22 protein-coding genes are annotated in these 21,401 nt (G+C 50.1%); 17 read left to right on the top strand and 5 right to left on the bottom strand.

The annotated features are described in order from the left end of the window. Positions 1 to 49 precede the first annotated feature (49 nt). Genes arsC through ACO0K4_RS00100 form a run of 3 tightly spaced genes read right to left on the bottom strand, consistent with a single transcriptional unit; the run spans position 50 to position 1,542 of the window. Positions 50 to 469, bottom strand: coding sequence for an arsenate reductase (glutaredoxin) (arsC, locus tag ACO0K4_RS00110; RefSeq protein ID WP_422954587.1), 420 nt, complete (start codon positions 467 to 469; stop codon positions 50 to 52). A gap of 39 nt (positions 470 to 508) precedes the next feature. Next, the gene (locus ACO0K4_RS00105) at positions 509 to 1,198 is read right to left on the bottom strand and encodes an aquaporin (RefSeq protein ID WP_422954586.1); all 690 of its coding nucleotides are present in this window, start codon (positions 1,196 to 1,198) and stop codon (positions 509 to 511) included. Then, a complete protein-coding gene (locus tag ACO0K4_RS00100; RefSeq protein ID WP_422954585.1) occupies positions 1,195 to 1,542 on the bottom strand; it encodes an ArsR/SmtB family transcription factor in 348 nt (115 codons plus the stop codon). The genes ACO0K4_RS00105 and ACO0K4_RS00100 overlap by 4 nt, the downstream gene beginning before the upstream one ends. Positions 1,543 to 1,691: 149 nt before the next feature. Between ACO0K4_RS00100 and hrcA the strand changes: the two genes are divergently transcribed. Further along, positions 1,692 to 2,720: a heat-inducible transcriptional repressor HrcA gene (gene hrcA, locus ACO0K4_RS00095; RefSeq protein ID WP_422954584.1), complete on the top strand. Its 1,029-nt coding sequence runs from the start codon at positions 1,692 to 1,694 to the stop codon at positions 2,718 to 2,720. Positions 2,721 to 2,777: 57 nt separating this feature from the next. Beyond that, complete coding sequence (locus ACO0K4_RS00090) at positions 2,778 to 3,161, top strand: response regulator (protein WP_422954583.1); 384 nt, start codon at positions 2,778 to 2,780, stop codon at positions 3,159 to 3,161. Positions 3,162 to 3,295: 134 nt separating this feature from the next. Here ACO0K4_RS00090 and fur read toward each other — a convergent pair whose 3' ends face one another. After that, positions 3,296 to 3,733: a ferric iron uptake transcriptional regulator gene (fur, locus tag ACO0K4_RS00085; protein WP_422954582.1), complete on the bottom strand. Its 438-nt coding sequence runs from the start codon at positions 3,731 to 3,733 to the stop codon at positions 3,296 to 3,298. A gap of 189 nt (positions 3,734 to 3,922) precedes the next feature. Between fur and ACO0K4_RS00080 the strand changes: the two genes are divergently transcribed. The 15 genes from ACO0K4_RS00080 (at position 3,923) to trmB (ending at position 21,063) form a co-directional block, all read left to right on the top strand. Beyond that, on the top strand, positions 3,923 to 4,501 hold the full coding sequence (locus ACO0K4_RS00080; protein WP_422954581.1) for an outer membrane protein assembly factor BamE: 579 nt from the start codon (positions 3,923 to 3,925) through the stop codon (positions 4,499 to 4,501). A 14-nt stretch (positions 4,502 to 4,515) separates the two neighbouring features. Continuing rightward, positions 4,516 to 5,322 carry a 4-hydroxy-tetrahydrodipicolinate reductase gene (gene dapB / locus ACO0K4_RS00075; protein ID WP_422954580.1) on the top strand — a complete coding sequence of 269 codons (807 nt, stop codon included), beginning with the start codon at positions 4,516 to 4,518 and terminating at the stop codon, positions 5,320 to 5,322. A gap of 202 nt (positions 5,323 to 5,524) precedes the next feature. Beyond that, positions 5,525 to 6,181, top strand: a complete 657-nt coding sequence (locus ACO0K4_RS00070) for a MotA/TolQ/ExbB proton channel family protein (RefSeq protein WP_422954579.1) — start codon at positions 5,525 to 5,527, stop codon at positions 6,179 to 6,181. A gap of 5 nt (positions 6,182 to 6,186) precedes the next feature. Continuing rightward, a complete protein-coding gene (locus ACO0K4_RS00065) occupies positions 6,187 to 6,639 on the top strand; it encodes an ExbD/TolR family protein (RefSeq protein ID WP_422954578.1) in 453 nt (150 codons plus the stop codon). Between the two features lie 117 nt (positions 6,640 to 6,756). Next, a complete protein-coding gene (gene leuS, locus ACO0K4_RS00060; protein WP_422954577.1) occupies positions 6,757 to 9,477 on the top strand; it encodes a leucine--tRNA ligase in 2,721 nt (906 codons plus the stop codon). Between the two features lie 2 nt (positions 9,478 to 9,479). Next, positions 9,480 to 10,013: an LPS assembly lipoprotein LptE gene (gene lptE, locus ACO0K4_RS00055; RefSeq protein ID WP_422954576.1), complete on the top strand. Its 534-nt coding sequence runs from the start codon at positions 9,480 to 9,482 to the stop codon at positions 10,011 to 10,013. 93 nt (positions 10,014 to 10,106) lie between these two features. Beyond that, a complete protein-coding gene (holA, locus tag ACO0K4_RS00050) occupies positions 10,107 to 11,123 on the top strand; it encodes a DNA polymerase III subunit delta (RefSeq protein WP_422955402.1) in 1,017 nt (338 codons plus the stop codon). Positions 11,124 to 11,370: 247 nt separating this feature from the next. Continuing rightward, positions 11,371 to 12,636, top strand: coding sequence for a glutamate-5-semialdehyde dehydrogenase (locus tag ACO0K4_RS00045; RefSeq protein ID WP_422954575.1), 1,266 nt, complete (start codon positions 11,371 to 11,373; stop codon positions 12,634 to 12,636). Between the two features lie 79 nt (positions 12,637 to 12,715). Further along, entirely contained in the window at positions 12,716 to 13,138 is a 423-nt protein-coding gene (locus ACO0K4_RS00040) for a CopD family protein (RefSeq protein ID WP_422954574.1), read from the top strand. Positions 13,139 to 13,155: 17 nt separating this feature from the next. Next, positions 13,156 to 13,758, top strand: coding sequence for a 2-hydroxychromene-2-carboxylate isomerase (locus tag ACO0K4_RS00035; protein ID WP_422954573.1), 603 nt, complete (start codon positions 13,156 to 13,158; stop codon positions 13,756 to 13,758). Positions 13,759 to 14,034: 276 nt separating this feature from the next. Further along, on the top strand, positions 14,035 to 15,246 hold the full coding sequence (locus ACO0K4_RS00030) for a THUMP domain-containing class I SAM-dependent RNA methyltransferase (protein ID WP_422954572.1): 1,212 nt from the start codon (positions 14,035 to 14,037) through the stop codon (positions 15,244 to 15,246). Between the two features lie 167 nt (positions 15,247 to 15,413). Next, positions 15,414 to 16,886, top strand: a complete 1,473-nt coding sequence (locus tag ACO0K4_RS00025; RefSeq protein ID WP_422954571.1) for an NAD-dependent succinate-semialdehyde dehydrogenase — start codon at positions 15,414 to 15,416, stop codon at positions 16,884 to 16,886. A gap of 327 nt (positions 16,887 to 17,213) precedes the next feature. Continuing rightward, a complete protein-coding gene (locus tag ACO0K4_RS00020; protein WP_422954570.1) occupies positions 17,214 to 18,491 on the top strand; it encodes a multidrug effflux MFS transporter in 1,278 nt (425 codons plus the stop codon). 479 nt (positions 18,492 to 18,970) lie between these two features. Beyond that, the gene (locus tag ACO0K4_RS00015) at positions 18,971 to 20,050 is read left to right on the top strand and encodes a porin (RefSeq protein ID WP_422954569.1); all 1,080 of its coding nucleotides are present in this window, start codon (positions 18,971 to 18,973) and stop codon (positions 20,048 to 20,050) included. Between the two features lie 293 nt (positions 20,051 to 20,343). Further along, complete coding sequence (gene trmB, locus ACO0K4_RS00010) at positions 20,344 to 21,063, top strand: tRNA (guanosine(46)-N7)-methyltransferase TrmB (RefSeq protein WP_422954568.1); 720 nt, start codon at positions 20,344 to 20,346, stop codon at positions 21,061 to 21,063. A gap of 183 nt (positions 21,064 to 21,246) precedes the next feature. Here the strand turns inward: trmB and ACO0K4_RS00005 are convergent, their stop codons facing one another. Continuing rightward, positions 21,247 to 21,360: a hypothetical protein gene (locus tag ACO0K4_RS00005; protein WP_422955401.1), complete on the bottom strand. Its 114-nt coding sequence runs from the start codon at positions 21,358 to 21,360 to the stop codon at positions 21,247 to 21,249. Between the last annotated feature and the right edge of the window lie 41 nt (positions 21,361 to 21,401).

Here is a 21,401-nt window from a genome sequence, read left to right as displayed (position 1 = left end):
TTTCTTTGTGTTTGCTGTAACGATCTGCCAAAGAAAATGAGTAACTAGCTCAGACACGACGCCCATCCTGATCAATCACTTTTTCTCCATCCTCTTTTATAAATTCGCCACGCTGCGGTGCGGACAAAATATCTAGAACCAGTTCGGATGGACGGCACAGTCTGGCACCGGCAGGGGTGACGACGATGGGGCGATTGATCAATATCGGATGGCTGATCATGAAGTCGATCAGCTCATCATCAGACCACTTGCTGTCATCGAGCTGCAGCTCTTCATAAAGAGTCTCTTTTTTGCGCAATAGCTCACGTGGCGTCAGATTCATGCCGTTAATGAGCTCTGATAGTTTTTCCCGGCTAGGTGGATGTTGCAGATATTCAATGACGACAGGTTCTTCGCCGGTATTGCGAATCAGAGCTAAGGTGTTGCGTGATGTCCCGCACTTTGGATTGTGATAAATCGTGGTAGTCATAGTCGTCGAAAGTTCTTTGTGAATTTAAATAATTGGCTGCTATTGAATTCGTATGGCATCTTGAGTGGTGGATGGATACAGCCAGCCAAACAATAAGGTGGCCGCCGCTGCACCTGCTATTTGCGCAAGCATAAATCCGCTGATATCGACAGGGCGAATCCCAGCAAATGTATTGCTGGCAGCGCGTGCCAGCGTCACGGCAGGATTGGCAAAAGATGTGGATGAGGTGAACCAATAGGCTGCTGTGATGTAGGCAGCAACAGCAAATGGTGTGAGATCGGGGCGATTGCGTGAACAGCCAATAATGACGCCGATCAGGCCAAAGGTTGCGATAAATTCACTCCACCATTGTGCGGCGCCGGTACGAACATGCTCAGATGCGAAAAATGCCGGATCGTCAAACATGCCATGCGCAGCTGCAACGCCAGCAAATGCACCGATTATCTGCGCCGCAATATACGGCGCTACGTAGGACCAGGGCAGGTTTTTCTGCCAGGCTTCCGATAAGCTCACAACAGGATTGAAGTGCGCGCCGGATATGCCGCCAAACATCAGGATCAGCGCGACCAGTCCTGCGCCAGTCGCGATGGCATTGGCCAGTAAAGCCAGTGCCATATTGCCACCGGCGAGCCTCTCCGCCATGATGCCAGAGCCGACTACGATTGCGAGCAGGAATGCGGTCCCGAGTCCTTCTGCAACCAGTCGCCTGGATAAATTCGGTAAATTCATGCTGATGCTTTCGTTTCCGCATCAGTGGCGGCTGTGCAAGCTGAGGTGCTTGAGCAAGGATTGCCGCCACAGCAGTTTTCGGTCAAAAAACCTAATAAAGCATTCATCGTGGTGAAATTCGCTACATAGATCATGAAGCGGCCATCCTGAGTAACGCTGATCATATTGGCATGAGTCAGCTCTTTTAAGTGAAAAGAGAGTGATGACGGTGCGATCCCTAGATTTTCGCTAATCTTGCTCGCAATCAAGCCATCAGGACCGCTTTGTACCAGCAGACGAAAAATAGCGAGTCTGGAGTCTTGTGCGATCGCGGCAAGTGCGGCAACGGCTTGTTTGGTTTCCATGATGTTCCTTTTAATTCAATAATTCTATATTGATTGAAATATCAAAGTAAACGGATTTTTACTTTTTTTATTTGCAGTTCTTTTTCTGCCATTCATTTTTCACCATAGATTTTTATGCCATTCATCTCACACTGACATAGAATATCTTTATGCAACTTGATATCCGCGCACAAACATTATTGAAAGCCCTGGTCGAACGCTACATTGCTGATGGTCAGCCGGTAGGTTCCCGGGCTTTGTCTAAAATTTCCGGTCTGGAGTTATCGCCTGCGACCATCCGCAATGTAATGGCGGATCTCGAAGAGATGGGTTTCGTGGCGAGTCCGCACACCTCGGCAGGACGTATTCCTACACCGCGGGGTTATCGTGTTTTTGTCGACAAGTTGCTGACGGTCCAAGAAATTGACGGTACCGCGCTGGAATCACGGATGCAGGCGAATGTATTTGCCAATTCACCGCAAAAAATCATCTCGAATGCCGCCCAGGTTTTGTCATCGCTATCGCAATTTGCCGGAGTCGTGATGACACCGCGACATGAATCTATTTTTCAACAAGTGGAGTTTTTGCGCCTATCTGAGAAAAGGATTTTGCTGGTTGTGGTTGCGCCCAATGGTGAGGTGCATAATCGCTTGCTGCTGACCGATGTTGACTACAATGCCTCGCAACTGATACAGGCAGCAAACTATCTGAATCAAAATTTTGGCGGTCTGAGTTTTGAAGATGCCCGGTTGCGTATCAACAGTGAATTACGTCAGTTGCAAAACGATATGACCCGACTGATGCAGGCGGCTGTTGAGGCCGGTAGCGATGCGATGTCGGATCAGTCTGATGAAGTCGTGATCTCCGGTGAACGCAATTTGCTGAATGTCCAGGATCTGTCGAATAACATGACTTCCTTGCGTAAGCTGTTTGATATGTTCGAACAAAAAACCGGCCTGATGCAGTTACTGGATGTGTCGAGTAAGGCAACTGGCGTGCAGATTTTTATCGGCGGTGAATCACAGTTGGTGCCGATGGATGAAATGAGTATTGTCACTGCGCCCTATGGCGTGAACGGTAAAATTGTAGGTACTCTGGGTGTAATAGGTCCGACACGCATGGCGTATGAGCGTGTCATTCCGATTGTAGATATTACGGCAAAATTACTTTCTAATGCCTTAGGTTCTGTGAACAATTAAATTGTCGTAATGATGGCATCGTGATTGTGATCAGACATTCAGTCAGTGAAGATACGTATGCATAACAAAGACATCTCTATTCTGATCGTTGATGACAACGAAGCGACGCGTGAAGTACTGCGTGTTGTCCTCCGCAGTGAGGCTTATAACGTGGTCGGTGAGGCTGCTGACGGCAGTACCGGCTTAGAATTGGCGATCAAGTTAAAGCCAAAAATCATTTTGCTTGATGTGGTGATGCCTAAAATCAGCGGGCTGGAAATTTTGCCAAAGATTAAAGAGGCCTTGCCAGACGTGAAGGTACTGATGGTCACCGCGAATAAGGATCAGGATACGGTAAGTGAGGCGGTTAAGGCAGGCATCCATGGCTTCATTGTGAAACCGTTTAATGCACAGCGCGTGCTCGATACCGTCGCCAGTGTGGTTGTAAAGTTAGGTAAATAATGGAAGGCTGAGTTTATATAAAAGCCACTGTACTACTTCCGGTGGCTTGACAGTTTGCGGATATTTCTTGCTGAAACCGTCTTGGTCACTCCTCCGACAAATCAGTCTAAATCAAACCAAATTTGGCAAGCGCCCTATGCTTTGCGCACTTTGTGTTCGCAATTTACTTTTGTGCAGTTGCCATACAGCGCCAGAGCGTGCTCTGCAATAGTAAAGCCGCGCTCCTGGGCGACCGCTTGCTGGCGTTTTTCAATTTGTTCATCAAAGAACTCTTCCACCAGACCGCAGTCCAAGCAAACCAGATGGTCATGGTGCGTACCTTCGTTCAGCTCAAAAATGGCCTTGCCAGTTTCAAAATGGTTGCGATGTAGCAAGCCAGCCTGTTCAAACTGAGTCAGAACGCGGTACACCGTTGCCAGTCCGACGTCCATATTTTCATTGAGCAGGATTTTATAGACGTCTTCTGCTGTCAGATGACGAATCGAGCTGTTCTGGAAAATTTCCAGAATTTTCAATCTTGGCAAAGTCGCCTTGAGGCCGCTGGATTTGAGGTCGGTAGTGGAATTCGTCATGTTTTCAGTAAAAAAAGGTCTATCTGCTTTATGATATAGGGTTTAAAGCTTAACTCAAAGTAAATCACCAGCAGATTTGTCGGCGATTTTCTCAAGCTTATATTTTTAACTTACATTGAGCTAAGCAACGGCCTAGCCGTGAACTATTTGCAAACTGTACACTGTTGCACACACATTGAGGTTAACACTATGCGATTGTTGTTCCCTGAAGCATCCAAAGGCATGCCACTACGATTGACGGCAATGGCTTTTGCCTTGAGCTTGTCTGGTTGTGCCTTGTTCAACCCTATGGTTGACGCACCTGCTGCGACAAAACTCACCGCGACAACGGATGCGGCGGCGACTGGAGCGTCCACTGCGGCATCGACCGATGCACAGATTGTTGGCCGCACCGGTGTTTCTAAATTCCTCGGCTATATCTCTCCTTATCGCATCACCATTCAGCAAGGTAACTTTGTCTCTCAAGAAATGATGTCGCAGCTCAAAGAGGGTATGACCCGTGAGCAAGTGCGCTTTTTGTTGGGTACGGCTTTGCTGACGGATATGTTCCATGAAGACCGCTGGGACTATCCTTTCCGTCTGCAAAAGCCAAACGGCGATCTGATTACCAGCCGTGTTGCCGTGTTTTTTAAAAATAATACGGTGCAGCGTTTTGAAGGCGGTAACTTGCCGACAGAAAAAGACTACCTCGCCCACATCACGACTTCCGCTATTGGCATCAGAGCGGAATCCTCTATCCTGACAACGGATAAAGACAAGAAAAAATAATCAGGATAACCAGCATGAGTGCATTGAAAATTGCGGTGGCCGGTGCTTCCGGTCGCATGGGTAAAATGTTGATAGAAGCAATCGCTGCCGCCGACGACACGCTATTGGTCGGCGCGATTGATGTCGCAGCATCGCCTGCTATCGGTACGGATGCTGCTGCGAGTATGGGTAAGCCAGCCGGTGTGTTGATCGAATCTGAGTTATCCAGAGGGTTGGCTAATGCCGACTTTCTGATCGATTTTACCCGCCCTGAAGGCACGCTGACTCATCTTGCCTATTGTGCCGAACATGGCATCAAGATAATCATTGGCACGACAGGTTTTGATGAAGAAGGCAAAGCCGCAATCGCTGCGGCCGCCAAAAAAACCGCTATCGTGTTCGCTCCGAACATGAGTGTCGGCGTCAATGTGACCTTGAAGTTGCTGGAAATGGCAGCAAAAAGTTTTGCTCAGGGCTATGACATTGAAATCATCGAGGCGCATCACCGCCATAAGGTCGATGCACCGTCCGGTACCGCCCTGAAAATGGGGGAAGTTATCGCCGATACGCTGGGTCGTGATTTGAACGAAGTCGGTGTATTCGCCCGTGAGGGTGTAACCGGTGAGCGCGATCCATCCTCGATCGGTTTTGCGACGATTCGTGGTGGCGATATTGTTGGCGACCACACGGTAATGTTTGCTGGCATCGGCGAGCGGGTAGAAATTAGTCACAAATCTTCAAGCCGTATCAATTATGCTCACGGCAGCTTGCGCGCAGCACGCTTTCTAGCAGACAAGCAGACAGGTTTGTACGATATGTACGACGTGCTCGGGTTGAATTAGACAACTTGCGCGCACCGCACCGGCAGTGCTTATTTTTTATTGTCGGTGCGTGCGGGTGCGTTTTGCTGAAAAAGTTGGTAGCAGCCCTCAAAAGCACATAATCTGTGCCTTGCCTTCTGTCTTTATCCGTTGCACTTAGTCAGACGTTTGTTCGCTGGATACATCCTCACTCCTCTTTTAGCTAAGATACAAACCTAACCTTATGAACCCGACGATTTCCCATTACTGGGCGCAAGTGGATGAATTCAGTCACCTCATTGCCTATGTATTGCTGGCGATGTCTTTGTTCAGCTGGTTCATTTTGTTATACAAATCCTGGTCATTCTGGCGTATTCGCCGCGCTGCAGCGGCATTGCCCAATTTCTGGAAAGCACCTGATTTTGCCGATGCGCTGACATTACTGAGCCAGGCTGATCTTGAGGAAATTTATGCACCTCTCGCGAGAGCGGCTATAGAAGCGACAGCACCTGAAAACTTAAGCTCCAGCCTGAATGCCAGGGCCAGTCTCGATGACGTACTGACGCGGGTATTGCGACAACAGCTCAACACCGCCACCGTCAGACTGGAATCAGGTTTAAGCGTGCTCGCCTCAATCGGCGCAACAGCCCCGTTTGTGGGCTTGCTAGGAACGGTCTGGGGTATTTATCATGCACTGGCTACCGTCGCAAGCGCAGGCAGCGTGCAGATTGCCCAGGTTGCTGGTCCGGTAGGCGAGGCGCTGATCATGACGGCACTGGGTTTGCTGGTGGCGATTCCTGCGGTGCTGGCGTACAACGCGTTTAACCGCTTAAACCGGATTTGTCAGGCAGAGCTGGATGCGTTTGCCTACGACTTGCATGCGCATCTGACTAAGGTGTAAACCTCATGGCTTTCGGTAAATTCAGCCGTAACGACCTGACCTCAAAAGCGCCCGTGGCCATGGCGGACATCAACGTCACGCCGATGGTTGATGTGATGCTGGTGTTGCTGGTGATCTTCATTATTACTGCACCCTTGCTGACCCAATCGATCAAGTTAGAACTGCCCGTTGCCAAATCCACGGCCTCTCCGGATAAACCTGACACCATCAGTCTGTCGTTTGACGCGCGGGGGCAATTGTTTTGGGGCAAAGCACCGGTCAGTTTTCGTGATTTAGACCTTAAATTGGCAGAGGCAGCGAAAAAACAACCGCAGCCGGAGCTGCAATTACGTGCCGATAAGGCAACCCGTTACGAAATCATTGCTCAGGTCATGGCAGCTGCACAGGCGCAGGGCTTGGATAAAATCGGTTTTGTTACCGATCCGGCCTCCACGACATCTTCGTCACAGCCCCGATAAACCTGCAGCACCGGCAAAAAATAGCCAGGCGCGGCATCCCGCCTTCAGTAGCACCCCTGAACCAGTTATAATCCAAGGTTCAAAAGATTCCCTCGCATTCAGAAAATATAGTCCGCCATGCAAGAAAAATTCAGCTCAGTATATAAACCAGCCGACGTCGAGCAATCAGCACAATCTCATTGGAAAAAAATAGACGCGTATAAAGCGGTTGAAAACGACCCGCGCTTCCCAAAAGGAAAGTACTACGCTTGCTCTATGCTGCCTTATCCGTCGGGTAAGCTGCACATGGGTCACGTGCGCAATTACACGATCAACGACATGCTGGCGCGTCAATTGCGCATGAATGGTTATAACGTCCTGATGCCGATGGGCTGGGATGCCTTTGGTCTGCCAGCAGAAAACGCCGCGATCAAAAACAAGGTGCCGCCTGCCAAATGGACCTACGACAATATCGCCTACATGAAGACCCAGATGCAAGCCATGGGCCTGGCGATTGACTGGTCGCGCGAAGTCGCAACTTGCTCACCTGAATACTACAAATGGAATCAATGGCTGTTCCTGAAAATGCTGGAAGCCGGTATTTGTGAACGCCGTACCCAAGTCGTTAACTGGGATCCGATTGACCAGACCGTGCTCGCCAATGAGCAGGTAATCGACGGCCGCGGCTGGCGCTCCGGTGCACTGGTCGAAAAGCGCGAAATTCCAGGCTATTACCTGAACATCACCAACTACGCCGAAGAATTATTGTCGGCGGTCGCCAATCCGGAAGATCCGAATTACCTGTCCGGCTGGCCAGAGCGTGTGCGCCTGATGCAAGAAAACTGGATAGGCAAATCCGAAGGCGTACGTTTTGCTTTTACACATGACATCAAGGATGTCAGCGGTAATCTGATCCAAGACGGCAAAATGTATGTGTTCACGACCCGTGCCGATACCATCATGGGCGTGACTTTCTGCGCCGTGGCGCCGGAACACCCACTGGCGATACATGCTGCAGAGAGTAATCCTGGTCTGGCAGCCTTCATCGAAGAATGCAAAAAAGGCGGTACTACCGAAGCTGAAGTTGCAGTACGTGAAAAAGAAGGGCAGCCAACAGGTCTGTTCGTCACGCATCCGCTAACAGGTGAGCAGGTTGAAGTCTGGGTCGGTAATTATGTATTGATGAGTTACGGGGATGGTGCGGTCATGGGCGTGCCTGCGCATGATGAGCGTGATTTCCTTTTCGCAAAAAAATACAATCTGACGATTAAACAAGTGGTTGCTGTCGAGGGTGAAACCTATTCCATAGAGGCTTGGGTCGACTGGTATGGCGACAAGCAGCGTGGCTTGACGATCAATAGTGACCATTCTGGTGTTGACCTAAATGGATTGACTTGCAAACAGGCAGTCAGCAAAGTCGCAGAATTGATGGCAGCAAAAGAATTAGGCGAGAAAAAAACTACCTGGCGTTTGCGTGACTGGGGCATCAGCCGTCAACGTTATTGGGGCACACCTATCCCTATCATCCATTGCGATGCTTGTGGTGCGGTGCCTGTGCCGGAAAAAGATTTGCCAGTCGTATTGCCAGAAGATTGCATTCCTGACGGTGCTGGCAATCCGCTAAATAAACGCCTCGATTTCTTGCATGTCGATTGCCCAAGCTGCGGCAAGCCAGCCAAGCGCGAGACCGACACCATGGATACTTTCGTCGATAGCTCCTGGTACTTCATGCGCTATTGCGATGCGAGTAATGATCAGGCGATGGTGGCGGAGGGCAGCAAATACTGGATGCCGATGGATCAATACATCGGCGGTATCGAACACGCGATTTTGCATTTGCTGTATGCACGTTTCTGGACCAAGGTCATGCGCGATCTGAAGCTGATCGATGCACATGAGCCGTTCTCTAAATTGCTGACGCAAGGCATGGTTCTCAAGGGCGCGTTCTTCCAAAAACCAGAAGGTGCAGGCAAGAATTATTTCTGGGAAGAAGAAGTTAATGTCATCACCAACGAGCAAGGTCGGATTACTGGCGCGACACTGAAATCGGATGGATCGGCACTAGAATACGAGATGACCACCATGTCTAAATCGAAGAGTAATGGCGTTGATCCGCAAGAACTGATCAACCAATATGGTGCAGATACCGCACGTTTATTCGTGATGTTTGCCTCGCCACCCGAGCAGACTTTGGAATGGAATGATTCTGGGGTAGAAGGCGCACATCGATTCCTAAGCCGCGTATGGAAATTTGCAAGTGACCATGGAGGAGGAATTACTGGTCATAGAGTTCAGGGTCGACAACCTGATTGGGACGCCGCACACAAATCTTTCAAAGACTTTAGGGCTGAGACACATCGCACCTTGCAACAAGCAACTTTTGACTATCAGCGCATGCAATACAACACGGTTGTCTCAGCATGTATGAAATTGCTTAATTCCATCGATAAATTTAGTGCTATTGATAGTATTAAAGAAAATGGATTTGAAAGAAGCTTTGTGATTGGAGAGGCGTTTGGCATATTGTTAAGGATACTTTATCCAGCTTGTCCGCATATTACGCACGATCTTTGGCAGAGGCTTGGTTATAACGAAGAGATTTTGAATGGTAGAAAATTAGGTGACTTGCTCGACGCTCCATGGCCACAAGTTGATGAGGCTGCCTTAGTTCAAACCGAAATCGAGATGATGATCCAGGTCAACGGCAAGCTGCGTGGCAGCATCACAGTGGCCAAGGATGCAGACAAAGCGACGATAGAAGCGCTCGCGATGGCGAATGAAAATGTCCTGCGTTTTGTCGAAGGCACACCGAAGAAAATCATCGTGGTGCCGGGCAAGCTGATTAACATCGTCGCCTGATCATGATGACTCAATTCTCCACTTTCTCCCCTCGTCACATCGCGTGCAAGCTGCTTGCCTGCATTGCGATGGCCTCTGCTGTGCTGGCATTGTCTGCTTGCGGTTTTGCTTTGCGCGGGCCGGTGGCATTCCCTTTTTCCAGTATCTACATTGGCTTGCCTGACAGTGCGCCACTCGGCGGTGAACTGAAGCGCAATATCCGTGCGAATGGAAAAACAGTCATTGCCAGCGAAGCCAAAAATGTAGACGTGATTTTGGAAGTACTGGGCGAGACGCGAGAAAAAGTCATTTTGTCCTTGAATAGCCAAGGTCGCGCACGTGAATACAATTTGATTTATACCTTCCGTTTTCGCGTTCGCAACGAGGCTGGCAAAGAGCTGCTTGCGCCGACTGATATCAGCCTGAAACGAAATATCACGTTTAACGAGGCACAGGTCTTGGCGAAAGAGGCCGAAGAGGCTCTGCTATATCGGGACATGCAAAGCGATCTGGTGCAACAAATCATGCGCCGCCTGGCCGTGCTGAAAATCGACTAATGACGCACATGCATCCCCTCACGCCAATCTCATCCCGTGCGGAGAAGAGCGGTAGTGCTGAGGATGATGCCGTCCTCTCTGGAGATCAATGAGATGCAATTGCGCTTTGATGCAATCGACGCTCATCTGAGCAAATCGCTGGCGTCCTTGTATGTCATCACCAGCGACGAACATTTGCTGGCATTAGAAACAGCGGACAAAATCCGTCGCGCAGCGAAAGCGCAGGGTTTTCTGGAGCGGGAAATCCTGACCGTAGAGCGCAGTTTTAAATGGGGTGCTCTGCTTGCCGCGAATCAGTCGCAATCCCTGTTCGGCGATAAAAAGCTCGTTGATTTACGTATCCCTACCGGTAAGCCCGGCAAGGATGGCGGTGCAGCATTGCAAGAATATGTGAGCGACTTATCACCGGATAATCTGACCCTGATTACTCTACCCAAGCTGGACTGGGCTACGCAAAAGGCGGCCTGGGTCACCAGCTTGCAACAGGCGGCGGTGTATATCGACATCCCGCTGGTAGAACGGGCGCAATTGCCCAACTGGATTTCTTTGCGGCTCTCTATGCAAGGACAAAGCGCCGACCGGCAAAGCCTGGACTTTATTGCTGACCGGGTTGAGGGCAATCTGCTCGCAGCGCATCAGGAAATCCAGAAGCTCGCCTTGCTCCATCCCGCTGGCAAGCTGAGTTTTGAACAAATCCACGATGCAGTGCTGAATGTAGCGCGTTACGATGTCTTTAAGCTCAATGAGGCGATGTTAGCTGGCAATGTCTCTCGCCTGGTGCGCATGCTGGAAGGCTTAAAAGGCGAGGGCGAGGCGCTGCCACTGGTGTTATGGGCGGTTGCTGAAGAGCTCCGTACCCTGCTCAAGCTGAAGTCCGGCATGAGTCAGGGTAAATCCCTGGGCATGCTGCTCAAGGAATACCGGATCTGGGGGCCTCGTGAAAAATTGATGGAGCCTGCATTGCGTCGCGTCAGCCTCGCCACGCTGGAGACTGCGCTGCAAGAGGCGGCACAAGTCGATAAGATGGTGAAAGGTTTGCGTGCCAAAGCCTTTGCGGGTGATGCATGGGATGCACTGTTGCAGTTAGGTCTCAGGGTCGCGCGCGGATAAACAGGTCGCCAGCGTTTGTGCCAGACGCACGGTGCGCCGGGTCGGCGACTAAGCGGCAGGCTGATCGAGATGTGTTACGTTATGTCAGGTCGCATCGCGTTGCGTCGTATCGTATTGCGTCGTTATTTGGGGGGGGTATGCCCGAAAATAGGCATTTACCCGCACAACAATACTAGGCATTTAAAATATACATGGTGGAGTATGTGTGAATGCACATAATTTCACCGTAATCGATAAAGAATTACACATGGATATCAAAGATTATATGAAAGACCTTGGCATACGCGCCCGCAAAGCGTCGCGTGCCATGGCCAAGGCCAATACAGCAGCCAAGAATCGCGCCTTATCATTGATTGCCGCGTCGATACGCCGCGAGGCAGCGGCCTTGCGCGCAGCGAACGAATTCGATCTCGCGGCAGCGCGTGCAAATGGCATGGAAGCCGCGATGCTGGATAGACTGACTCTGTCAGACAAGGCGATCGCCACCATGGCCGAAGGACTGGAGCAAATTGTCAGCCTCGCCGACCCGATTGGTGAAATCTCGAATATGAAATTTCGTCCGACCGGGATCCAGGTCGGACAGATGCGCGTCCCTCTGGGAGTGATTGGCATCATTTACGAAGCCCGTCCGAACGTGACCGTCGATGCCGCAGGCTTGTGCATCAAGAGCGGCAACGCGACTATCCTGCGCGGCGGCTCGGAAGCGATTCATTGCAATCAAGCCCTGGCTAAACTCGTTAAAGAAGGTCTGGCCGGTGCCGGTTTGCCACCGGATGCGGTACAGGTCGTCGAGACCACTGACCGGTCTGCAGTCGGTGAACTGATCACCATGCCAGAGTATGTCGATGTGATCGTTCCGCGCGGTGGCAAGAGCTTGATCGAGCGCCTGATGCGCGAATCCAAAGTGCCGATGATCAAACATCTGGATGGCATCTGTCACGTGTATATCGATGACAAAGCCGATAGTAAAAAAGCGCTGGATGTCGCCTTCAACGCAAAATGCCACCGCTACGGCACCTGCAACACCATGGAAACTCTGCTGGTCGCACGCGGGATTGCGGCACAAGTATTACCGGAGCTGGCAACGCTGTATGCGGGCAAACAGGTCGAGTTGAGATGTGATCCGGAAGCGATGCAATTGCTGGCGGGTTATCCTCATTTAGCCAGTGCGAACGAAGACGACTGGAGCACCGAATATCTGGCGGCGATTCTGGCCGTCAAAGTGGTGGCGGATATGGATGAAGCGATTGAACATATCAATCATTATTCATCGCAACATACCGAATCCATCATCACCGAAGATTACACGCGAGCCATGCGCTTCTTGCGCGAAGTCGATTCTGCCTCAGTGATGGTCAACGCGTCGACGCGGTTTGCCGATGGCTTTGAATACGGTCTGGGTGCCGAAATCGGTATCTCGAACGACAAATTACATGCGCGTGGACCAGTTGGTTTAGAAGGACTGACGTCGCTCAAGTACGTGGTATTTGGGAATGGCGAAGTCCGTCAATAAACCTTCGCCGTCCCGGCCTTGTGCTGGAATAGTGTCGTATTCGCCTTCAATATGAATATATGAATAACAGGAGAAATGCATGCTCTGGATTAAAGCGCTACACATTGTGTTTGTGACGTCGTGGTTTGCGGGACTGTTTTATTTGCCGCGTATTTTTGTCAATCTTGCGATGGAAAATGAAATTGTCACGACAGAACGCCTGTTGCTGATGGCGCGCAAGTTATACCGGTTCATGACGATACTGGCGGTTCCTGCGATTGGCTTCGGGCTGTGGTACTGGCTTGCGACGGGAATCGGACGCGGTCCAGGTAGTGGCTGGATGCATGCAAAACTTTTCATCGTTGTTTTGCTTATCGGCTATCACCATGCTTGCGGCAGCATTCTGAAAAAATTTGAACAAGCCAAAAACAAACGCACGCATACCTGGTTTCGCTGGTTCAATGAAGTGCCCGTTGTGTTGTTACTGGCCGTCGTTATTCTTGTCGTAGTCAAACCGTTTTAATCCTGCAGGGAATCACGATGAACAGAGTCTGTGAATATTATTTCGTTCCGCAATCCCCATGGGCATATCTGGGGCACCAGCGTTTTGTCGATCTGGCGAAAAAGCACGCAGTCCGCGTTGATCTGAAACCGATTGATTTAGGCAAAGTATTCGCGATTTCGGGTGGTCTTCCGTTGGCTAAACGTGCGCCGCAGAGGCAGGCATATCGCCTGGTCGAGATGCAACGCTGGAGTACGCATCTGGAGCTGCCGATGAATTTGCAGCCGACTTTTTTTCCGGTCGCCGCTGATTCTGCCGCGCATCTGATTATCGCCGCGCAGCTGGCGCACGGCACCGAGACCGCATTGCATTTAACCGGCGCCATCATGCGCGGAGTCTGGGCCGAGCAAAAAAATATTGCCGATCTCGACACGCTGATTAGTATCGCGCTTGATTGTGATCTCGATGGTAAAGCCTTGATCAAGTCGTCGGAAACCAGCAGTGTATCAGCCGAATACGAACGTTTTACCAATGAGGCGATCGCCAATAATGTGTTCGGCGTACCCTGGTTTGTCTTTAATGGCGAGAGCTATTGGGGACAGGATAGACTGGATTTTTTAGAGCGTGTATTTCAGGAATAAGCGTTTTTGAGTAAGGGATTTTGAAAATTTCAAAATGCCATCCGCAGACTGGATGCGGCTTATGGAGGCATTTCATGCTGGAAGGCGCGCCAATAAAGCGTGTTCCCTTTTTGAGGCGCTCAAAAATCCATATCCGATCATAGTGTATTAAGAGATTTTAAGAGTTAAGGTTTTGCTTACGTCCTGATGTTCTGAAGTGAAAACGTAGCGTTTGATGCTCACACCGGCTAAGCAAGAGCTTGGTCTTTAAAAATTAATTTGGATAAAAGGTTCCCCATGACACGTTACTCGTATTTTTGCCCTTGCCCTCGTGGCCTGGAAGTCGCTCTCGCTGAAGAGCTGAATGAGATTGCTCAGTTTGATCAAACACTGCATGTGCACACACAAGTGCCAGGCGGTGTGCATTGTTCTGGCGAACTGCGCGATGCCTACAGCATCAATTTGCATTCCCGTATTGCATCCCGTGTTTTGCTGCGGATGGCACATGCCGGTTACCTGAATGAAAACGATATTTATGACCTGACTCTGGCGCAGCCATGGGAAGACTGGTTCGGTTATCACCACACCATACGCGTTGATGTGACTGCGGTGAAATCACCGCTGAAGAGTCTGGAATTCACGACGCTGAAAATCAAGGATGCGATTTGCGATCGCTTCCGTGATCAGTTTACCCAGCGTCCGTCGGTAGATACCAAAAATCCGGATATGCGTATCGTCGGTTTTCTGGATGCGCGCAACTTCACGATTTATCTTGATACCTCGGGCGAGCCTTTGTTCAAGCGTGGCTGGCGCATGGAAACAGGCGATGCACCGTTGCGTGAAAATCTGGCGGCGGGTTTGCTGCGCACCACGGGATGGAAGCCAGGCATGCCTTTGCTTGACCCTATGTGCGGTTCGGGCACGATCCTGATTGAAGCGGCACAGATGCTGGCAGGTATCCCGCCGGGCTTACGCCGTGAATTTGCATTTGAAAAATTTGCAGGCTTTCAAGAAGAAGAGTGGCTGGCGACCAAAGCCAAGGCCAAACCGCATCCTTTGCCTGTTGAGCCGACGATTTTTGGTAGCGATATTTCGGGCGATATGATCGTGATGACTCGCAATAATCTGAACAAGGCGGGTATCCGTTTTGACGTACCACTCAAGCAGATTGAAGCGCAGGAAATCAAAGCACCGACAGAGATACCAGGCGTCCTGCTGACCAATCCGCCGTACGGTGAGCGTATTGGTGTGCGTGGTGACAGCACGGTCGAACCAGATGATATGGCGAGAGACTTTTTCAGTGCATTCAGTTCGACACTGAAGCAACGCTTTGCCGGCTGGAGCGTTTTTCTGTTCACCGCCGATCTGGGTTTGCCTAAGATGTTGCGCTTGAAGGAATCGCGTAAAACACCGTTCTTTAATGGTGCACTGGAGTGTCGTTTATTCCGCTTCGATATGGTCGCGGGGTTTAATCGCCGCGAAGAAGCCAAGCCTAAACACTTGTCTTAACTCCTCATCTAACGGGCGGAAGCTGCACAGCAGATTCGCCCGTTTTGCTTTATGCTGATCGCCAGTTCATCAAGCCATGCAGCATTCACAGCATCCATGGAATTCATCGCATAGACAGAGCGCTCAGCACATACGGCACATACAGCAACTATTCCGGAGATTAATTCATGTCCCAAGTTACTTCCCTCAATTTAAAAGATCCCAGTTTGTTACGCAGCCAAGCCTATATCAATGGTATCTGGGTTGGTGCATCCGGGACATTCGATGTCACCAATCCAGCGACTTCTGCCCTGGTCGGCACTGTGCCGAATCTCGGCGCTGAGCAGGCTCAGGCGGCAATTGATGCGGCACAAGCAGCCTTTCCGTTGTGGGCGGCGAAGACCGGTAAAGAGCGTGCTGCGATCATGCGTAAATGGTTTGATCTGATGGTAGCCAATGCCGATGATCTGGCAATCCTGATGACGGTAGAGCAGGGCAAGCCACTCGCGGAAGCAAAAGGCGAGGTGATCTATGGCGCCAGCTTTATAGAATGGTTTGCCGAGGAGGCCAAGCGTGTTTCTGGCGATGTCATGTCCTCAACCTGGACGGATAAACGTATGGTGGTATTGAAGCAGCCCATCGGTGTCTGCGCGTCAATCACGCCGTGGAATTTTCCGATTGCGATGATCACGCGCAAGGTAGCGCCAGCGATGGCCGCCGGTTGCAGCATCGTGATCAAACCAGCGGAACAAACACCTTTGTCGGCACTGGCAATGGCCGAGCTCGCACATCGTGCAGGCGTGCCCGCAGGGGTGATCAATGTGATTACCGCAGACTCCGAGCGTTCGGTTGAGGTCGGTAAAGTCTTATGCGATAGCCCAGTGGTCCGTCATTTATCGTTCACTGGTTCTACGCCGGTTGGCCGTATTTTGATGCGGCAGTGCGCTTCTACCGTGAAAAAACTCGCGCTGGAATTAGGTGGTCATGCACCTTTCATCGTATTTGATGATGCCGATCTTGACGCCGCGGTGGAGGGCGCACTGTTATCAAAATTCCGCAATGCCGGTCAGACCTGTGTCTGTACGAACCGGTTTTATGCACACGAATCGATTTATGACGCTTTTGTCGAAAAGCTCGCTGCCGGTGCTAAAAAAATTCAGGTTGGCAACGGGCTTGATGCAGGCGTCAACCAGGGGCCGATGATCGATGAGCAGGCCGTGGCAAAAGTAGAAGAACATGTCGCCGATGCCTTGTCTAAGGGCGCGACTGTGCTGGCTGGTGGAAAAAAACATGCAGCCGGTTCACTTTTTTATGAACCTACGGTGTTATCGAATGTCACAGAGTCGATGCAGATTATGAGTGAAGAGACTTTTGGCCCGGTTGCGGCAGTCGTCAAGTTCACGTCTGAGTCTGAAGTGATCGCCGCTGCGAACAATACTGATTTTGGTCTGGCATCGTATTTTTACTCGCGTGACATTGGCCGTGTCTGGCGCGTCGCCGAGCAACTGGAATACGGTATGGTCGGTATCAATACCGGTCTGATTTCAAACGAAGTAGCACCCTTCGGCGGCGTCAAGCAATCTGGCCTGGGACGCGAGGGGTCTGTCTACGGGATGGATGAGTATCTCGAAATGAAATACTTATGCATGGGTGGAATTTAAGCGGATTTTTGTACTTTATTTTTTCAGCGCTGATGTTGAACGGTGATTGGTGGTTGATAGTTGATCGCCTCATTGTTTGTATTGCTCACACTCGGGCATCATGCTTCAGTGTGAACTCAGTAGTGTGAACTCAGTAGTGTGAGCCTGGTAATGTCGTGTTGCTGCATTAAAGTGCAGTCTAGTGATGAGCCAATTTGCAAATACAGCGCCGGTATCAGATGCGCCGTCACTCGCTCTACCCGGCACTGTCCGGACATTGTATTTGCACCATGTTGTAAATCGCCGCGTATGTGATGCGGCGATACTCCTGTTTTAATAAGTGAAATTATGTCGACCACGCCACCCGAGCCATCCGTTTCATCTTCCTCGCCGTCACCTATGCAAGTAGCCAGCACAGGCGCTCTGGCTACTTTATTAGCGGCGCTGGCCATGTTGGGGCCGTTCTCGATTGATACGTACCTGCCGGCCTTCCCAGCGATACAGGCGAGCTTACAGGCGAGTGCGATCGAGGTACAGCAGACCTTGACTGCATACATGCTGTCATTCGCTGTGATGACCTTGTGGCATGGCGCTCTGTCTGATGCATTTGGTCGTCGCAATGTGATCCTGGTATCTCTGGCGATCTTCGCCGTTGCGTCCTTTGGCTGTGCGTCAGTGCATAGCATTCACTATTTGTGGGGATTTCGTATTTTGCAGGGAGTGTCGGCCGGCGCTGGTGTAGTGGTTGGCCGGGCGATTATCCGCGATCTTTATGCGGGAGCGGCGGCCGAGCGCTTGCTGTCGCTGGTCACGATGATTTTTTCGATTGCGCCTGCGATTGCGCCGATTTTGGGTGGCTGGGTTGTGAGTTATCTCAGCTGGCGCAGCATATTTTTACTCTTGTTCGTATATACCTTGGTGTTGTTTTGGGCTTGCTACAAACGCTTGCCGGAATCCTTGCCTTTAGATAAGCGCCAGCCATTCAGTGCAGAGTTTTTATGGGATAGCTACAAAAAAGTATTTAAGTCGCCGTTGTTTCATCTAAAAGCGGGCACGATTGCTTTTAATTTTGCTGGTTTGTTTTTATACGTATCGTCGGCACCGGCTTTTATTACCCAGCACTTGCATCTTGGTGCAGATCAGTTTGGCTGGCAGTTTGTGCCATCTGTGGGCGGGATTTTTCTCGGTGCTTTGGCGGCGAACCGTCTTGCAGGTAAACTATCGGTCTGGAAGCAGGTCAATATCGGATTTGGTTTTTTGGTTGGCGCTGCCTTATTCAATGTCGCGTATCACGCTATCTGGCCACCGATGTTGCCATGGTCTGTTTTGCCTCTGTTTTTTTATTGCTTCGGCATGTCACTGGTAGCTCCCGGTGCAACCTTGCTGGTGCTCGATCTGTTTCCGACAATTCGCGGGATTGTCGCGTCTTGCCAGTCGGCATCGGTGACTATGTTAGGCGCTGTGGTTGCCGGCGTGGTCGCTCCTGCGTTGGATCACTCTGCTTTGACGCTGGCGCTCGGCCAGCTGGCATTTGCCGTGATCGGCATGGTCTTGTGGTACACGGGGCGCCATTACTGGCATGCCATGACGAATCAAAAACAAAATGCCTGGGAGACCGTTGGGTAGCCGGGTAGCTGGAACAATACTCAATCGAGCGGCGAATCCGGTAGTGAATCTAGTATTGCATTTACTATTCCACGCAACGAAATTCAAATGTCTTTCACTGATACAGTTTTTTACAATTCGGCCAAAAATATTTGCTTTCCTTGACTTGAAATAAGCTTTTGACACCTTACATTATTGATGCTCTGCAGCATTTTGAAAATTTGCCTATAATGCGAACCAAATTGAAATTAACGCATCTAAGAAATGTGCATACCGTTATTAAAAATACTTCGTGTATTTTTTAAACAACGTTAGGTACAGTCTTGTATGTGAGCAAGTACCGATTTCATCAAGTTGTCATTTTCCGCAGGTATCGTGACTTCTGTCATTGAGTCGCTTAGAGTGCTCAAGGCTGTAAAAGACCTGCAAATTTGTTTTTGCTCGCTGAATTTGTTGTGTTGCAGCAAAGACTAAACTTATCATTTTCTGGATATTACCCTATGAAAAAATCATTACTCGCACTGGCTCTAATCAGTGCTTTCTCCGGCGCAGCATTCGCGCAATCTTCTGTAACTGTCTACGGTATCGTTGACGCTGGCTTCCAAAGTCTGGACAACGGCGCTGTTGCCGGTAAAGTTTCCAGACTGCAAAGCGGTCAGGAAAGTGGTTCACGTCTGGGCTTCAAAGGTACTGAAGATCTGGGCGGCGGTCTGAAAGCAAACTTCGTGTTGGAAATGGGCCTGAACGTTGATGATGGCACATCCGGTCAAGGTGGCAAGGCGTTTGGTCGCCGCTCTTTGGTTGGTCTGTCTGGCGATTTCGGTTCTGTTGATCTGGGCCGCGACAAGACTCCAACTTTCAAATTCTTCGACAACTTCGATCCATACGCATCTGGCTACATCAACAACGGTAGCGGTCTGTCTAACAACACTTTGTACTTCGTTGGTGGCGACACAGCAAACACAGCTGGTGCATCCAATGGCCGTATCACTAATGCAGTTCTGTACTCCACACCAGGTAACCTGAACGGTTTCTCCGCTCTGGTTGGTTACGGTATGGGTGAAGTCGCTGGTGACACATCTGCTGGCCGTTCTTTGGGCTTGAACCTGCGTTACACTGCAAGTGGTCTGGATGTTGGCTACTCCTTCACTAAAGACAACCAACAAGCAGTTGTTGGCGGTCCTATCGTAGGCAAAAAAGCAAACACAGTTGCTGCAACTTATGACTTCGGTTTTGTAAAGCCAGTTGTGATCTATCAAAAAGTTGAAGATGACAAAGCAGTTTCTGCTCTGGACAAAAAAGTATTCACATTGGGTGCAACAGTACCAGTTGATGCTTCCAGCAAAGTAATCGCTACATTCACAAAAGTGAAAGATTCCACACGTATCAACACAACAACGACTGATACAGTTGGCGATGCTAAACAATTCGCATTGGGTTACCAATATGCATTGTCTAAGCGTACTGATTTGTATGCTGCTTACGCTCGTTTGACACAAGATGCTAATTCCAAAACTTTGGCATCCGTGAACGGCGCAGACGTAAAAGAACTCACATTTGGTGTACGTCACCAGTTCTAATTGATGTCAGGCCTAGCCTGAATAAATCAGAAGTGAATTCGTAATAAAAATGGGGTAATCAGTGATGATTACCCCATTTGTTTTGATGATCTTCGTCCAGCTCTGTGCATACTACAGAACCCTCGCGAGTTTGCTAAGTGGGGTTAAAACCGCGTAAAATACGCCTTTATTCTGGCTTACGCTTAATTTTAACTAAGTTTAATTTAGCGTCGCAAGTCCATTCAATCAGTTAATCCAATTCTCATGAGCCGATCCGGACAAATGGATCCTCATCTTTCTTAAAGCTCACACGTATGTCCGATTCCAAACCTGCCGACGGCGCATCTAAGCCACTTTTCTACGACCCAACCGAGCATCGCATTCGCAGCTTTGTGACACGTGCCGGTCGTTTGTCGGATGCACAGGCGCGAGCAATCGAGACGCTCGGTCCGCAATTGATGTTGCCATATCAAAAAGCCGTATTAGATATCGATGCTGCGTTTGGTCGCCACGCGCCTACAGTGTTTGAGATCGGATTTGGCATGGGCGAAACCAGCGCTAAAATTTCTGCCAGCATGCCGGAAAAAAACTTCATCGGTGTTGAAGTACACACGCCAGGTGTAGGTAGTTTGCTGAAATTGACGGATGAATCAGGACTTAAAAATCAACGCATCATTCAGCATGATGCATTTGAAGTTCTCACAAACATGATTGCGCCCAACTCACTCGCAGGCGTACATGTCTTCTTCCCCGATCCATGGCACAAAGCACGTCACAACAAGCGCCGCCTGATTCAAGGCCCGCTGGTTGCGCTGCTCGCCTCGCGTCTTGCACCGGGCGGCTACCTCCACTGCGCAACCGATTGGGAAGAATATGCGGTTCAGATGCTCGATGTGCTGAGCGCAGAGCCAAGCCTGCAAAATACTGCGGATGCCTATGCACCGCGACCCGATTATCGCCCCGTCACGAAATTTGAAAACCGTGGTCTGAAGCTTGGTCACGGTGTTTGGGATTTAGTGTTTTGTAAGCGTTAATTGATTTCGCCTAGCTAATTAGTTCGCTAAAACAAACAAGCAAAGCACATTGCCGCAAGCAGAGTAGTATTAACAAAGCTTGAACGACTTACTACGTTCGCACTACTACAATGTCCATGCGCGGGGATCACAAAAATCAGCAAGCCCTGCCAGCACAGCAGATCGATGCTGGCAGTCAAGCACTTAAATATTCCAACGCCCTTTGACCCATTCCCATTCATTACTATGCCATTTCCAGTGCCCTGGTATCCAATAATGATTAGGACTTGGCGCTATTGTAATTTGCTCTACAAGCATCGCGGGCATAGGGCGTACGCTGCCTTGATACCAATGTCCTG

Source organism: Undibacterium sp. RuTC16W (assembly GCF_049339445.1).
Taxonomy (GTDB): Bacteria; Pseudomonadota; Gammaproteobacteria; order Burkholderiales; family Burkholderiaceae_D; genus Undibacterium.
The sequence above is the reverse complement of the archived record's forward strand: the minus strand, read 5'-3'. Positions and strand labels throughout refer to the sequence as shown.